The organism is Candidatus Hydrogenedentota bacterium, assembly GCA_035450225.1.
Classification (GTDB): Bacteria; Hydrogenedentota; Hydrogenedentia; order Hydrogenedentales; family SLHB01; genus DSVR01.
Genome location: DAOTMJ010000001.1, coordinates 169,608 through 183,672 on the forward strand (window position 1 = coordinate 169,608; position 14,065 = coordinate 183,672).

A 14,065-nucleotide genomic window follows, 5' to 3' on the forward strand; every position below is an offset into this window, starting at 1 on the left:
ACGAACACAATCGCACGAAATGCGCGATTCCGTTCGCAAAACCAGACCTTTGTGGACAGATAGTGAAAAATGTATCAAATCCAAGGCTCGGCCTGCACCTTTTTTCTCGGTTGTCAGCACTCAAACGACTCTATGCGGGCACGCCGTTGAAACCGAATATTCATATCAAAAGTCAAAATTATATGAACAGGATGAGGCGAATACTGTCAGGACGCCATGCGCCACAAGAGATTCGTTGGCATTTGACCGTACTGGCCGTAGTGTATTGGGGACTTGTCTTTTGCGCTTGGCTGGGTTATTCGGGGGAACGCGCGTTTTCAATCACATCCCACATGCTGAGCGCGTTGGGCAGTTATGACGCACGACACAATCCCAACTGGTTTTGGGTGTTTTCCGTGGCCATGATTTACTGCGGATTGGTTATGATTCCGGTCATGATTTATGTTTATCGCCGCTTTGCCGCCATTTCCAGATGGGGCGCTTCGATAGGGGCATTTTTCTTCCTCGCCGGCTGCGTGGGGCTCATTTTGACAGGCTTGTTCCCGTATGCGCGCGGGACGGTATTCGGCGTCTGGGATTTGAGGCATGTTCATGGCGGCGTGGCGGGCACGATGGGGGCCGCCTTCGTGATCGGTTTTCTCTGGCATGGATTGCTCCTGCTGAAGGACATGTTCTCGGAAAGGCGATTGGTCGCGGCCGGGAAGACCTCGTACCTGCGATTCGCCGGTCCTTACCTGGCGTGCTCGCCCGTGTTCATCATCGCGGCCACACGCATCCAATGGGAGTCCATCCATGCGGCGCTGCAAGCGGCCGCCAATGCATCGGCACGCGAGGCGGCGGCGGCGATGGATGCCGCCCTGAGCGGATTCCGCCATTTTCCCCTGCTGGAACATCTGGCCATTTGGGCCCTTACGATCTACGTCATCTGGTTTACGATCGCGTTGCCGCATCGAACCGGGCAGCCGGAACTTTCAGGAGACATCCAAACGGGCCTGGAAGAAGACGCCGAAAACGTCCGCGGCTAGGAACCATTCTGTAATCCACGCATGGCAGTCTTGAGCACGAGCCCCACATCATGCTACGTTTTCAAACGGAGGGATACCACGGATGAAAACATTGCGTGTGGGGATGGTGGGCCATGGGTTCATGGGCAAGGTGCACGGTCACGCGTACCGTTCGCTTCCGTTCTATTACGATCCGCCTCCGGCGAAGGTAGTGTTGGCGGGCGTGGCCACGAATACCGAGGCGAGCTGGCGGCGCGCAGTGGGGGAATGGGGTTACGGATTCGGCACGACAGACTTCCGCGACCTTTGCAAGCGCGACGACATAGACATCATTGACTGCTGCGCGCCGAACCATCTGCATCGCGACGTACTGTTGGCCGCACTTGAACATGGCAAGCACGTATACATGGACAAGCCGCTTTGCCTGAGCCTCGATGAGGCGCGCGAAATGGCCGCTTGCGCGAAGGCGCATCCCGAATGCATCACGCAGATGACGTTCAACTACCGCTTCATTCCCGCCATTCTCCGCGCGAAAGAACTGGTCGAATCCGGCGCTCTTGGCCGTCTCTATTCCGCGCGCGTGTGTTATCTGCATGCGGGATACGTCAGTCCGGATCGGCCCATCACATGGCGGCTTGAAAAGGACAAGAGCGGTCGCGGCGGTGCGCTGTTCGATCTCGGCTCGCACGTCATAGACATGACGCGCCACCTGCTCGGCGAATTCACCGAAGTGCAGGAACTCGCGGAGACTTTCATTGCGGAACGCCCGATCAAGAGCGATCCGTTGCGCAAGGGACGTGTGGAGGTAGACGACGTTTCGCTCCTGTTGTTTCGTTTGGCCAACGGCGCGGTCGGAACGCTGGAGGCTTCGCGCATGGCGATGGGCGTTCAGGACGAAATCCGGTTCGAAGCGCATGGCAGCCAAGGCGCAATTCGTTTCAATCTCATGCAGCCGAATTATCTCGAATATTACGATGGCACGCTGCCGGAAGGGACCTACGGCGCGGACCGCGGCTTCAAGTTCATCGAGTGCGTGGCGCGCTACCCGAAACCGGCGTCATTGCCCGGTCCCAAAAATACAATCGGTTGGGAACGCTTTCATGTTCATTGCATTCACAATTTCATTTCATGCGTGGCGGAGGATCGTCCGGCGCAACCCGATATTCTCGACGGCGCCCGAACGCAAGCCGTGATGGAAGCCGCCCTCGAAAGCCGCCGGACTCGCGCCTGGACATGCGTCCCGGAGTTGTAAGGGCACACTTCTAAAGCAGGACGTCCAGCCAAACGCTCATCGTTCCGCCGGATGTTTCCGGTTCCAGCGCCAATAAAAGGGAAGTCCTGAAAGGATCAGCCCCAAGCCGAACAGGGACTCTCCCGGCATTTCAATGACGGTCACGATTACCAGCACAAGACAGAACGCGGCAAAAGCCACGGGTAGATACGGATAACCGTGTACGCGATAGGTTCGCGGCGCGTCTCTATGGATTCTGCGTAGGATAACGACTCCCAACGCGCTCGCGCTGTAGAAAATGAACGAGGCGAAAATGACCATGTCGGTTAGTTGATCGAATGTGCCGGTCAGGATGAGCAGCGATGTCCATCCCCATTGCATCCATAAAGACACCGACGGCGTGCGAAAGCGGGGATGGCATGCCGCGGCGGATTTGAAAAAAAGCCTGTCGCGGGCCATCGCGAAATACATCCGCGAAGGGGGCAGCAACTGGCAGTTTGTCGCGCCGAATGTCGAAACAAGAATCACAACCGCCACAAACAGGGCCGCGTTCCCTCCAAAGGCCTTCCGCATAATTTCGACGCCGAGGATGGCGTTTTCATCCCCGGCGTAGGCGCGCATTTCGGCAATGGGCATGACGTGCAGATAGGCCACATTGACCAATGTGTACACGGTGACGACGCCGGCCACGCCGATCGCAAGCGCCAGCGGAATGGTCCTTTTGGGATTGCGCACCTCTCCGCCTAGAAACATCACGTTGTTCCATCCGTCGTAGGCCCAAAACGCGCCGCGCATCGCGATGAACATCGCTCCGAACAATCCAAGCGAGGCCGAGTATTCCGCCGCCGGATCGACCAGCATCGGTGTCAAATGCCGGTACGAGCCGTCCGGCCACCATAAACCGGCCAGCACAATTATCGCGATGCCGAGCAATTTCAACGTGGTCGAAATGTTTGCGACGATCCCGCCGAAGAGTACGCCGAAGTAATTGATCGATGTCAGGACGAACAACGTCGCAATAGTGAAACCCTTGACGCCAATATTGTCGAAGGGGTGAAACAGGCCAAAAACGGATATGGATTCCCATGATGGATCGAGTCGTGGAAAGGCGTGCAGCGCGTTGGCCGACATGCCGAACACATAGGCAATCGAGCCGACCGACGCGGACTGGATCACGACAAATCCCGCCCAGCCGAACATGTAGGAGAATAGACGCCCGTAAATCCTCTTGAAGAACGCGTACTGTCCGCCCGGATCCGCGATCATGCCGGCCAGTTCCGCGTTGCTCAGCGCGCCCATGAGCGAAATAAGGCCTGCGCCCAGCCAGCACGCCAACAGCAGCCCCGGCGACTGCACCGCGTCGGCCATGACAGCGCTCTTTTTGAAAATCCCCGAACCGATCATGTTGCCCATGACAATCATGACCGCCGTGAAAAGCCCCAAGCGCGGGAGAAGCCCGCTTGCGTGCGTTCGGCTGGATGATTGGTTCATGCGCCCGATTCCAGTTCCCATAGATGCGCCCGCAATTGAGCGGGCGATTCGGCCAGAAAAGACGGTTTGGCCTGCGCCAGGGTCTCCGCCGCATGATATCCCCAGAGGACGGCGATGGGATCGGCCTTGGCGCGTCGTGCTTCAAGCAGATCGCCCTTGGTGTCGCTGACGAAGTGCAGCCGTGCGTGCGGATGCAATTTCGCCACACGCCGGATCTTGCGCGTTTTGCTCGTATCCACGTCCGAGCCGAGCACGCCGCGCACATGCCGGATGTCATGTCGCTCCAGAAACTGCTCGACGGCGTCGCTGGTGTTCGATGTGACGATGTAGAGGGGGAATTTCCCGGCCAGATCCGTGACGATCGCGGGCATTGTCTCGAAGGGCCGGATGCGCTGTTGCGCCTCGCGAATGCGCGGCTCGAATGTGTGCGCAATGCGCCGGAGGCGAAACAGCGGAAATCCGGACCACAGCAGTTGCCGGAACGGATTGCCTTCCAGCATTTTCAGAAACACTTCGCGCGAATTGATGCGCTTGTAGCCCATTTCAGTGCAGACGGCGGTATAGGCCGCGTGGTAGATTTCGAGGGAATCCGCAATGACCCCATCGAAGTCGAACAGCAGTACGTGCTCCATCGGCAATCAGCCGCGCCGGCTTTTGCGCAGCGCCTGATCGAGGTCCGCAATGATGTCGTCGGCCTCCTCGATTCCGACGGCCAGGCGCAGCAGGGTGTCGGTAATGCCCAGTTCGTAGCGCTGCTTACGCGTAGAATCATAGTAACTGACCGTTGCGGGATGGGTGATGAGCGTTTCGACGCCGCCGAGACTCGGCGCGATATAACAGAGATTCAGGCTGTCGAGAAAACGCTTGGCCTCTTTCAGTCCACCCTTGATGTCGAACGTGACGACCCCGCCGAATCCCGCCATTTGCTCGCGCGCGATGTTGTAATGGGGATGGCTTTCAAGGCCGGGATAGTACACGCGCTTGACGCATGGATGGTTTTCAAGAAATCGGGCGATTGCCATGCCCGTGGCGTTGTGCCGCGCCATGCGCAGCGGAAACGTCTTCAGGCCGCGCAGGAGCAGGTAACAGCAGTGAGGATCTATTACGCCGCCGATGGCCTTGTGCATGGCGCGGATTTCCTCGATCAGTTCCTTGCGGCCGAGCACGGCGCCCGCGAGGATGTCGTTGTGTCCGGCAAGATACTTCGTGCAACTGTGCAGATCGAGATCCACGCCGAAATCGAGCGTTCGCTGGTTCATCGGCGTGCTGAACGTGCTGTCCAGCAGCGTCAACACCTTGTGTTTGCGCGCGATCGCCACCATGCGGTGCAGATCGCAGATGTTGAGATACGGATTCGTCGGCGATTCGGAGAAGATGAATCGGGTGCGCTTGTCAATGGCGCGTTCCAGCGCGTCGTAATCCCCGAACGGCACCACCGAGCAACCCACGCCGAAACGCTGGAGATAACTTGCGCAGAATTCGAGCGTCTTTTTGTAGGCGTCGTCGGTGATCACGATGTTGTCGCCGGTGCGGATCAACGCGAGAATGGTCGTGATGATCGCGCTCATGCCCGAACTGAAGACCACGCAGTCCTCCGCGCCGCAGAGGGCTGCCAGCCGCCGCGCCGCGACCTGCTCCGTCGGATTGCCGTAACGGCCGTACTCGAAACGCGCCTTGCCGTGCTTCGTGTACGCCTCGATGTCCTGGCTGTCCTTGAACGCGTACGTCGAGGTCTGCACGATCGGCGTCGTGATTGAGTCGGCATACCGGAACCGGTCCTCGCCGGCATGAATGCACCGGGTCGAAAAGCCCGCTTTCACCATTGGATCGCTGCCCTTGCGGGATGACTTCATAATTCCGTCCTTTACTTCGTGATTGAACCTGTTACCTGATTTACACCCTTCTTGCCCCATTCGGGCAAATGGCGCATTCAGGCGTGGCCATAACTATTGAACCATGCCCGTTCCTCGAAAGGTTTCTTTACAACTCGCGAAACGACTTCCTTTTCCGGCACGCCGATGGGCAGGATGACGCGCACCTGTTTGTTTTCCGGAACACCCAGCAACCCGGCCACGATTTCGGCGTGATTTTCGATGCGCAGCCAGCCGTCCACCCATACTGTGGCGTATCCGAGCGCGGTAATGGCCAGCAGCATGTTCTCGACCGCCGCCGCGCAATCCTCGATTTGGAAGGAGATGCCTTCATAAACGGCGCAGGGATTTCGGTCCACGCAACAAACGATGTATGCCTTGGCCGTGGTCATGGCCTTGTTGTAGGGCATGGCGGCGATCGCGGCCACTTTCGCCGGATCGTCCACAATCACGAAGGTCGTCGTTTGCGCGTTCTTGGCCGACGGCGCCAGCAGTCCCGCCTCGACAATCCGCTTCAGATCCTCGCGCGGAATTGGAATGTCACGAAACCCGCCGCGATAGCTGTGTCGGTGTGCAATCGTGTCAAAGAAATCCATGCCGTAAAAATCCCGTTTCCTGGATACCCATAATCCGATTATAGCGAAAACGTGCCTACCCATGATAATCTGATTTGCTGCGGTTCGGATGCGTGGCTACAATAAACCCGTAAAAATCCGCAATTGGGAGAGAAAACCGATGCACATCCTGGTGGTGAATATTCAAATCAAGCCCGAATGCGTGGACGCCTTCATCGAGGCGACGCGCGACAACGCCCGCGCGAGCCGCAATGAGCCTGGCGTGGCCCGCTTCGATTTCATCCAGTCGATCGAAGATCCAACCCGTTTCATGCTCGTCGAGGCGTATCGCACCGAGGCGGCCGTCGCGGCGCACAAGGAAACCGCCCATTACAATAAATGGGCCGAGATCGTCAAGGATATGTTCGCCGAACCCCGCACCCGCGGCCTTTACCGCAACTGCGATCCCGGAGATTCCGAGTGGTGAAGCCGGCGGTAGGTTGAAGGCCGAAGACGGACGGCGGCGGCATAGGGTGTCGGCAGGTCTAAATCGTCCCTGCCAATCGCTTCAATCGCCTTTCGTGTATTCCGCGGTGACCGTGCTGGCGAGTCCGCCGCGCGGATGGCAGGCGACGATGACTTTCATCTTGCGCGGCTTGCAGGCATTCACCAGATCGCCGAGCATCCGATTCACGAGGTGCTCGTACCAGATGCCCACATTCCGGTACGACATGAGGTAATACTTGAGCGATCGCAGTTCGATGCAAAGGCGGTCCGGCGTGTAGACGATTGTAATGCGCGCGAAATCGGGCAGGCCGGAAAACGGGCATACGCTCGTGAATTCGTCTGTCGTGGTTACGATCTCGGCGCTTTGCCCGATGCGGCTGTCGGCGTATTCGTACTCGAAACATTCGAGCACGCCCGGGTCGATCGCTTCGGGACCGTCAAACGGCAGGGTCCGGTCCAGTGCCTTGAATTGCTCCTGGGGGGCGGGCTTAGTGTCCATGATAAATGCACCTCGATGTTTCCGTTTCCTGCACCACAACACATTGCAAATCGTCCACCGATTGCGCCAGGCGGTTCCAGATCCACTCGCACAAGCGCTCGCTGGTGGCTTCCCCGAGTTCTCCGATATCGTTGAGGCAGCGGTGGTCGAGAACGTCATAAATGTCGCGCAATGCGGGTTCGAGCCTTTCGAGATTCGCCGCCGCCGCTTCCACGCGGTACGAATGGCCGTGCAGCCGCCGGCAGGGATGGCCTTCGGGAAGATGGGCGAGTTGTTGGGCCGCCTCGAACGAGAACCGAATCCGGCGCGGCAGATGTTCATCCGGCGACGCGTCCAACCATACGGGCCGAAACGCATTTTCGCCCACGGTGGAGACGCGCACCGCCTTCAGGCACGGCAGGGACGGACGAAACCGGGCGTCAATCCATGCTTCAACCGCAACGAACGAACCGTCGCCCATGCCCGGGATTTCGTTTAGATACCGGTGATCCAGTTGCGCCATGATCGGCTGGAAAAGCGATTTGATGTCGCCGAAATCAACCAGCCAGCCCATCGCGGAATCCACTTCGCCTTCCGCAACGATATCAATACGTAAAGTATGGCCATGCAGACGCGATCCCGCGCCCCGGCTCGACGTGTTCCGGTGCGCCACTTCGACTAGAAAACGCTTGACTAATTCTACGTGCATGCTATCCCTTTGAAGCTTATGGCTCTAGGCTTATGGCCAAAGGATCGTGACGACCGACTACCGACTTCTGAGAGCGTGTGAATTCATTCGCACAGTCGAAAGCGTAACGCCGAATTCCGATTCGGCTAAATGGCCAATGCCCGTGCCGAATCGGAATTCGGCGTTACAAACCGTTGCATTGAATTTGTTCACGGGCTCTGACTCCCAACTCCTCACTCCTTCATCTTCGTCTATACGCCCCGTGTATCGGGATCCCAGATGTACTTGTGCAACTGCAATTGCAGACGCACCGGCAACCCGTCTTCGAGGATCCAACCGGCCAGCGTTTTCGGCTCCAACAGGCCGAATGCGGCGGAAAAAAGCACCGCCCGGCACCGGCCGGACAGATCATACCGCCGCAGCACGTCACGGCTCCACTCGTAATCCACGCGGCTGCCGACGACGAACTTTACCTCGTCCTGAGCGGCAAGCCGTTCGATGTTTTCCCATCGCATGCGATCCGCCATGCCGCTGCCCGGGCATTTGATGTCCATAATGCGAATCGTGTTGCGCGGGAGCGCCTCGATGGGAAGCGTGCCGTTCGTTTCGACCAGCACCGTGTGCCCCGCATCGTTCAGCCGTTGCGCGAGGGATGGCGTTGCCTCCTGCAGAAGCGGCTCGCCCCCCGTGATTTCGACCAACGGACACGCCAGCACCGCGCATTGCCGCACAATCTCGTCGAGTTCCATCCGCCGGCCCGGACCGTAGGCGTACGCCGTGTCGCAATACGCGCACCGCAGATTGCAACCCGCCAGCCGAATAAACGCGCACGGCAATCCCGCCCATGTGGATTCGCCCTGGATGCTCCTGAATAGTTCCGCGATTTCAAGCGTCGGCACACATACCTCGCATCATTCTGAAAAGGCGCTTCGCCGCTGCCCGTTCGCACCTGTTATCATTTTCGTCGTCGTGCATGGCCACATGGAAGTCGAGTCTATCCGATGCCGGACATGGAAACAAGGAACATTGTAACCTTCATCGGATTTTGGATAGGCTATACGTGTCGAACGGTCAACGAAGGACGGTTTTCGTGCGTTAGACCGGACAAGGATGTCATGGATGGATGTAAAGATTTTCAGGATATTGGGAATCATCGCTATTCTGGCCGCGGGCCTGGTGGTTACGTCCCTGCCGGGATGTGGCAAGGCCGAAAAACCGCAGGCGGATGTTCCAGATGCGCCGCAGGCGGTTGATCCATCCAGCGAACAGACCTCCCGTGGAAAGCCCGCGCCCGAAACCCTTGTGCTGCTTTCCTCGGAGGAGGTCAAACTCTCCGACAAGCCGCCGCTGTTGCCCAATGGCGGATTCGAAAAGTGGCAACCCGGCGAACCCGCGCCGAAAGGTTTCGACGCGCCCAAAGGCGCCAAGTCCGCCATTCGCAAGGAAATGAAGGATGTCGCGGAAGGCGTGTTGGCCGTCAGCCAGACATGGCAGGCGCTGGACGGCGCGGATGCGTTCACAAACAAATTCGGCATCAATGTCGCGGGGTTGAAACCGCGCGGAAACTACACGCTCGAAATAACCGTCAAGAACCCCTCGGACAAGATGGTGATGGTGACGGCCTGGCAGGAGACGGGCAGTCCGGCTTCCCCCTATGACCGCATCAAGGATGCCCTCATCGAAGTGCCTCCTTTCACAAAAGAATTCAAGACCTTTTCCTGCCCGGTGGTCCCCAACACGGATCGCCCCGTGCGGATTTTCACCGGCTGCAACGACAAGCGCGGCGAGTTTCCCGTTGTGGTGATATGGGATGATTGGAAATTGATCGAGAACAAGTAGGGGGGCCGTCCCGCCCTTTTCGCCATTCCGCCTTGCACGAATTGATATCGGGAACGCCGTAACGTATCCTCTGGACATGGTGGAGGATGGCGTATTCGATGGTCAGGCTGAGTTACGACGCAGTGTTTGAACGCATCGGGGCGTTGACGGAACTGGTGACATTGGCCGGTTCGGTGGCGCAGATCATGCGCATCACGCGCGATCCCAAGGGAACGGCCGCCAAACTCGCCGCCGCGATTTCGCGCGACCCCGCGCTGGCCATGAAACTCCTGCGCACCGTCAACTCGCCGTTTTACGGTCTCCGCCGGACCATCGAAACCATCGAGGACGCCGTCGTGGTGCTGGGATTCGGAGAAGTCGAACGGCTCAGCCTCGCCATTTCCGTCATGAAACATTTCAGCGCGCGCACCATTCGCGGCCAGGCCATCAACCAACTGTTTCTCCATAGCCTCGTGTGCGGCATTGCGGCGGAGACGCTCGTCGAATGCTACCAATTGCGTGGCATCGAGGCGGACGATATCTTTACGGCGGCGCTGCTGCACGACGTCGGCAAGGCCATCATCTGGCAAGCCCTGCCCGAAGCCGCGCGCGAGATCATGACCATCATGGACGACCGGCATCTCAGCCAGTTCCATGCCGAACAGGAAGTGCTTGGAGGCGCCAACCATTGCCTCGTCGGCGCGTGGGCCTCCGGCGAATGGAATCTCCCCACGTCCATCGTGCACAGCATCCAGATGCACCACACCCCCCTCGAAGCCAAGGACGACGCATCCCTGCTCAAAGTGATTCACATCGCCAATGCCGTGTGTTATCACGTCGGTTTTCCCGCCACGAAAACCAAAAAAACGCCGCCCGCCACGGCCTACGAGTCCTGTGCGTTCCTGCACGGCAACGCGGCATTCATGCAGGCGTTCAGAAACCGTTATGAAGCCAAGCGCGCCCTTTTCGACAGTCTCGCGCAAGCGTGATGGGTTTTCGGACGGAAACAATCCGAATTTCCCCGCACGGGGGCCGAATCCAAATCTGGCGTAACCGTATTTGTTTATTTGGTTTACACGGACGGCAACCGTGGATCTTCATGGTTTTTTTCAGTCCTTTGCGGCCCTTTCCGTTGATTTTTCGCTCAACTTCGGAAGATGACCGCAAAATCCACCGGATATCCCGCAGAATCCTATTGTAATTACAATAGTTTCGGGGTATAATTCGTCTGTGAAGTGTTGTCATACCAGAGTGCAGTCGGCGAAAGGAAATCCGGGATGGCATACGTGAATAAACGCGGATACCGGGGCATGGGGATGAGAGTGGGGGCGGCGCTGGTATTGTTGGCCGGCTTGCTGGCGGCATCGGATGCGCACGCGGTACGGCGTATCCTGCTCGTGGGCGACAGTTGGGCGCAATGGCCGTGGAAATCCGGCGCGTATCAGCAAGTTCTCAATTACAATTATGGGACGAACGTATACGAGGTTTACGGTGCGTATACGGCGCTGGGAGGCACGACGGCGCAAGGTTGGGCCGAGAACAACGGCAGCGGCGTTCCACCGACGGATACTTTTCCGACGTGGGACGGCAACGATCACACGTACATGGAACGTCTGGCGTACAGCCTGTACATGAATCCGACGATTGACATCGTTCATGTCAGCATCGGCGGCAACGACATGTGGGTGACCAAGTGGAAGAGCGAGACGCAGGAACAGAAAAACGCGCGCTACGCGACCATCCGCGACAACACGCAACTGCTCGTAAGCCGTATCATCAATCTGGCGGCCACGGGGCAACGATCCAACGGGCAGATCGTCCCGGTCAAGGTCCTCATCTGCGATTACGACAAGTTGAATTTCACCGAGACCTGCACGTACGGACTGGAAGAATTCAATTATATCAATCTGGCCATCCCAATGGCGATGGAACTCGATCCCGATGCCTTCAATTTCGAGGCGAACCGCCAGGCGACAGTCAAGTTGAATTCGTTGTTTGCGGATTGCAGCGTGTATAAGCGGCAGGTGGCCCAAAATGTCGAGCGATGCGATTATTGCCAAGGGTTCGGAACCATCCAGTTCCAGCACGGCTACATTGCGTCCTACGGGCAGGTGTTCGGCCCGTTGACCGTGCCGTCGCCGGGCCAGACGCCGCCGGATTATCTCCCGTATCCGGGCGGCCGGGCGGATTACGGCAATTCACCGGATCGCATGGATCAACCCGAACTCAGCAAGGGCAACAAATGGCGCGACGCCGTCCATTTGAACCCCGACGGCTACAAACTTCTGTTCAACAACTGCCTTGCCAACTATTACCACTATTGGCTGACCGACACGACGGCCCCGTCCTGCACCGGCATCGGGCGGGCTTCCGCCAATCCCACCAACGCGGCGAGCGTCAATTTCACCGTCGTTTTCAGCGAATACGTCCGGCGCGTGGATGTGAACGACTTCCAACTGCACGCGGGCAGCATCGCCGACGCCGCCATTACGAGTGTCTCCGCCTCCAGCGGGACGGCCTTCACGGTGGCCGTGTCCACCGGCACGGGCAGCGGCTCGCTGGGCCTTGATCTCAAGAACGGCGCCAGCGTGTACGATATCGCGTGGAACCAGGCCCCGGGTTATGCTTCGGGGGCGATTTACACCATTGATAAAATTCCGCCGACGGTGGCCTTGGACTCAACCGCCCTTCCCGGTCCGACGTCATCCGTGCCGATCCGCGTGACGGCGGCTTTTTCGGAATCCGTGACCGGTTTCACGGCCGGCGACGTCACCGTGACGAACGCACTACTGACCAACTTTTCGGGAAGCGGGGCCAACTACTTCTTCGATTTGTTTCCCTATGACAACGGCACGGTGACGGCGCAAATCGGCGCGGGAACAGCCAACGACGTCGCCGGAAACGCAAATACCGCCTCGGCGATCTTTTCAATCCAATTCGACACCGGCGGCGCCGGGCTGAGCATTTATCAGAGCGATGGCACGGATGGAAACCTCATTCCATTGACTGGAACGACCCTGAACATCAACACCGACACGCTGACGGCCTCGGGAACCGACGCGGGCGGCGCCTTCACGAAAAACGGCCGGCTGACCGATGGGGTGTGCGTGTTCGACTTGGCGTCCGTCAACATCCCGTCGGGCGTGACGGTCGTGCTGGACGGGCACAAGCCGCTGTCATTGGCCGCCACGGGCGACATGTTCATCGGCGCCAATCTGAACGTCCCGGCGGGCAAACTCGGCGGCGGCGCCGGTGGAGCGGGAGGCGCCGGTGGAACGGGAGGAACGGGAGGCACCGGAGGAGCAGGTGGTTCAGGTGGAGCAGGCGGTAAAGGGGGTTGGGGCGAAGATCAATTCACGCATAGATTAAACGGAAACGATTGTGTCGGGGTTTCTGGGGCAATCGGTAGCTCAGGCAATCCAGGAAATTCAGGTGCACCCGGAAGCTCCGGAATGAACGGTTCTAATGGCTCATTGGGTTTTGGAGACACGGGAGTTCCTGCGGCCGGTGGGGCAGGTGGCAACAACGCTGGCTCCGGTGGAGGCTCCGGATCAATTAATGTTGGAAGTGGTGGTTCGGGACAAGGTGGTGGTGGCGCTCGCGGATGGCCACTCGGAAATGGTGGTAATGGAACTCAAGGCGCGAATGGTGGAAATGCATCAGGAGTCGGCGGAACGGGATCACAGGGAGCACCAGGTGGACAAGGTTCTTCAGGCTCATATTCAAATGCCACAAATTTGGCAAATTCGTTGATTTTGGCTGCCGGTCATGGTGGTGGCGGCGGAGGAGGAGGGGCAGGTGGGGGAGGTGGTGGCGGTGGCGCTGGTGGCGGAGGAGGACAAGGCGGCGGGGGTGGCGGGGGCGGAAATTTCCTCGATGCCAGCAGCCAACGCAAAGCAACTGGAGGAAGTGGTGGCGGTGGTGGGGGTGGACGAGGAGGCTCAGGTGGTGGTGGAGGTGGTGGTGCCGGTGGTGGTGGCGGAGGTGCAAGCGGCAATCTTTCTGGACAAACAGGCAATACGGGAAACAACCCCGGATTCAATCCTTTTCTACCTCCACTTGCAGGCACAGGAAATCCTGGAAATCCAGGTGAAGGTTGGACAGGTGATGGACTCTCTTGGTATTTTCATCCTGGGCCGGAAGGTGGTGCTCCCGGTTCAGCTGGCGTTGGAGGAGCAGGAGGCAATGGTGGTTTGGGCGGAACTGGGGGGACTGGGGCACAAGGGGCCTCTGGAGGTGGCGCCATAGTATTGGCTGCGCGTGGAATTGTTGAATTTCACGGTTTTCCAATCATTGACATTTCTGCCACTACGCCGGCATCAGGTGGTTCGGGTGGTCTTGGAGGAAATGGTGGTGGTGGCGCTTCTGGAACTACAGGTGCTCCGGGAGGTCTCGGAGCACCTGGCGGAAGCATTGGAGGTTT

The 14,065-nt window shown here is 58.6% G+C and carries 17 protein-coding genes; 7 read left to right on the plus strand and 10 right to left on the minus strand.

Translation table 11 applies throughout. From position 1 onward, the window contains the following. Nucleotides 1-191 precede the first annotated feature (191 nt). Nucleotides 192-1,025: a DUF998 domain-containing protein gene (locus P5540_00660; GenBank protein ID HRT63308.1), complete on the plus strand. Its 834-nt coding sequence runs from the start codon at nucleotides 192-194 to the stop codon at nucleotides 1,023-1,025. 82 nt (nucleotides 1,026-1,107) lie between these two features. After that, nucleotides 1,108-2,256, plus strand: coding sequence for a Gfo/Idh/MocA family oxidoreductase (locus P5540_00665; protein HRT63309.1), 1,149 nt, complete (start codon nucleotides 1,108-1,110; stop codon nucleotides 2,254-2,256). Nucleotides 2,257-2,292: 36 nt separating this feature from the next. Here the strand turns inward: P5540_00665 and P5540_00670 are convergent, their stop codons facing one another. From P5540_00670 to P5540_00685, 4 genes are all read right to left on the minus strand, one after another. Continuing rightward, on the minus strand, nucleotides 2,293-3,726 hold the full coding sequence (locus P5540_00670) for an amino acid permease (GenBank protein ID HRT63310.1): 1,434 nt from the start codon (nucleotides 3,724-3,726) through the stop codon (nucleotides 2,293-2,295). Then, nucleotides 3,723-4,358, minus strand: coding sequence for an HAD family hydrolase (locus P5540_00675; protein ID HRT63311.1), 636 nt, complete (start codon nucleotides 4,356-4,358; stop codon nucleotides 3,723-3,725). The genes P5540_00670 and P5540_00675 overlap by 4 nt, the downstream gene beginning before the upstream one ends. A gap of 6 nt (nucleotides 4,359-4,364) precedes the next feature. Continuing rightward, nucleotides 4,365-5,579, minus strand: a complete 1,215-nt coding sequence (locus P5540_00680; GenBank protein HRT63312.1) for an aminotransferase class I/II-fold pyridoxal phosphate-dependent enzyme — start codon at nucleotides 5,577-5,579, stop codon at nucleotides 4,365-4,367. A 77-nt stretch (nucleotides 5,580-5,656) separates the two neighbouring features. Beyond that, nucleotides 5,657-6,193 (minus strand): nitroreductase family protein, encoded by a 537-nt coding sequence (locus P5540_00685; GenBank protein ID HRT63313.1) that lies wholly within the window; start codon nucleotides 6,191-6,193, stop codon nucleotides 5,657-5,659. A gap of 139 nt (nucleotides 6,194-6,332) precedes the next feature. Here P5540_00685 and P5540_00690 point away from each other — a divergent pair, with 139 nt between their 5' ends. Further along, a complete protein-coding gene (locus P5540_00690) occupies nucleotides 6,333-6,638 on the plus strand; it encodes an antibiotic biosynthesis monooxygenase (protein HRT63314.1) in 306 nt (101 codons plus the stop codon). Nucleotides 6,639-6,719: 81 nt separating this feature from the next. On the opposite strand, the gene queF is transcribed toward P5540_00690, so the two are convergent. The 3 genes from queF to P5540_00705 form a co-directional block, all read right to left on the minus strand. After that, nucleotides 6,720-7,157: a preQ(1) synthase gene (queF, locus tag P5540_00695; protein HRT63315.1), complete on the minus strand. Its 438-nt coding sequence runs from the start codon at nucleotides 7,155-7,157 to the stop codon at nucleotides 6,720-6,722. Beyond that, complete coding sequence (locus tag P5540_00700) at nucleotides 7,147-7,845, minus strand: 6-carboxytetrahydropterin synthase (GenBank protein ID HRT63316.1); 699 nt, start codon at nucleotides 7,843-7,845, stop codon at nucleotides 7,147-7,149. Before P5540_00700 ends, queF begins: the two co-directional genes overlap by 11 nt. Nucleotides 7,846-8,075: 230 nt before the next feature. After that, nucleotides 8,076-8,723 carry a radical SAM protein gene (locus P5540_00705; GenBank protein ID HRT63317.1) on the minus strand — a complete coding sequence of 216 codons (648 nt, stop codon included), beginning with the start codon at nucleotides 8,721-8,723 and terminating at the stop codon, nucleotides 8,076-8,078. A gap of 220 nt (nucleotides 8,724-8,943) precedes the next feature. On the opposite strand from P5540_00705, the gene P5540_00710 reads away from it, so the two are divergent. Together P5540_00710 and P5540_00715 are read left to right on the plus strand one after the other, a co-directional pair. Continuing rightward, nucleotides 8,944-9,663: a hypothetical protein gene (locus P5540_00710; protein HRT63318.1), complete on the plus strand. Its 720-nt coding sequence runs from the start codon at nucleotides 8,944-8,946 to the stop codon at nucleotides 9,661-9,663. A 98-nt stretch (nucleotides 9,664-9,761) separates the two neighbouring features. Further along, a complete protein-coding gene (locus P5540_00715) occupies nucleotides 9,762-10,631 on the plus strand; it encodes an HDOD domain-containing protein (protein ID HRT63319.1) in 870 nt (289 codons plus the stop codon). Nucleotides 10,632-10,883: 252 nt separating this feature from the next. Here the strand turns inward: P5540_00715 and P5540_00720 are convergent, their stop codons facing one another. The 3 genes from P5540_00720 to P5540_00730 all read right to left on the minus strand — a co-directional run bounded on the left by P5540_00720 (nucleotide 10,884) and on the right by P5540_00730 (nucleotide 12,841). Next, nucleotides 10,884-11,729, minus strand: coding sequence for a hypothetical protein (locus P5540_00720; GenBank protein ID HRT63320.1), 846 nt, complete (start codon nucleotides 11,727-11,729; stop codon nucleotides 10,884-10,886). Nucleotides 11,730-11,959: 230 nt separating this feature from the next. Further along, nucleotides 11,960-12,217, minus strand: coding sequence for a hypothetical protein (locus tag P5540_00725; protein HRT63321.1), 258 nt, complete (start codon nucleotides 12,215-12,217; stop codon nucleotides 11,960-11,962). A 393-nt stretch (nucleotides 12,218-12,610) separates the two neighbouring features. After that, complete coding sequence (locus P5540_00730; protein ID HRT63322.1) at nucleotides 12,611-12,841, minus strand: hypothetical protein; 231 nt, start codon at nucleotides 12,839-12,841, stop codon at nucleotides 12,611-12,613. A gap of 266 nt (nucleotides 12,842-13,107) precedes the next feature. Between P5540_00730 and P5540_00735 the strand changes: the two genes are divergently transcribed. Continuing rightward, nucleotides 13,108-13,395, plus strand: a complete 288-nt coding sequence (locus P5540_00735) for a hypothetical protein (GenBank protein ID HRT63323.1) — start codon at nucleotides 13,108-13,110, stop codon at nucleotides 13,393-13,395. A gap of 15 nt (nucleotides 13,396-13,410) precedes the next feature. Then, a complete protein-coding gene (locus P5540_00740; GenBank protein HRT63324.1) occupies nucleotides 13,411-13,890 on the plus strand; it encodes a hypothetical protein in 480 nt (159 codons plus the stop codon). Nucleotides 13,891-14,065 lie beyond the last annotated feature (175 nt).

Excerpts from the sequence above, each read along its gene's own strand:
- P5540_00685 (HRT63313.1), bottom strand. The coding sequence starts at position 6,193 with ATGGATTTCTTTGACACGATTGCACACCGACACAGCTATCGCGGCGGG.
- P5540_00665 (HRT63309.1), top strand. The coding sequence starts at position 1,108 with ATGAAAACATTGCGTGTGGGGATGGTGGGCCATGGGTTCATGGGCAAG.
- P5540_00680 (HRT63312.1), bottom strand. The coding sequence starts at position 5,579 with ATGAAGTCATCCCGCAAGGGCAGCGATCCAATGGTGAAAGCGGGCTTT.
- queF (HRT63315.1), bottom strand. The coding sequence starts at position 7,157 with ATGGACACTAAGCCCGCCCCCCAGGAGCAATTCAAGGCACTGGACCGG.
- P5540_00710 (HRT63318.1), top strand. The coding sequence starts at position 8,944 with ATGGATGTAAAGATTTTCAGGATATTGGGAATCATCGCTATTCTGGCC.
- P5540_00735 (HRT63323.1), top strand. The coding sequence starts at position 13,108 with ATGGCTCATTGGGTTTTGGAGACACGGGAGTTCCTGCGGCCGGTGGGG.
- P5540_00740 (HRT63324.1), top strand. The coding sequence starts at position 13,411 with ATGGTGGTGGCGGCGGAGGAGGAGGGGCAGGTGGGGGAGGTGGTGGCG.
- P5540_00690 (HRT63314.1), top strand. The coding sequence starts at position 6,333 with ATGCACATCCTGGTGGTGAATATTCAAATCAAGCCCGAATGCGTGGAC.
- P5540_00660 (HRT63308.1), top strand. The coding sequence starts at position 192 with ATGAGGCGAATACTGTCAGGACGCCATGCGCCACAAGAGATTCGTTGG.
- P5540_00715 (HRT63319.1), top strand. The coding sequence starts at position 9,762 with ATGGTCAGGCTGAGTTACGACGCAGTGTTTGAACGCATCGGGGCGTTG.
- P5540_00700 (HRT63316.1), bottom strand. The coding sequence starts at position 7,845 with ATGCACGTAGAATTAGTCAAGCGTTTTCTAGTCGAAGTGGCGCACCGG.
- P5540_00670 (HRT63310.1), bottom strand. The coding sequence starts at position 3,726 with ATGAACCAATCATCCAGCCGAACGCACGCAAGCGGGCTTCTCCCGCGC.
- P5540_00730 (HRT63322.1), bottom strand. The coding sequence starts at position 12,841 with ATGTCGCCCGTGGCGGCCAATGACAGCGGCTTGTGCCCGTCCAGCACG.
- P5540_00675 (HRT63311.1), bottom strand. The coding sequence starts at position 4,358 with ATGGAGCACGTACTGCTGTTCGACTTCGATGGGGTCATTGCGGATTCC.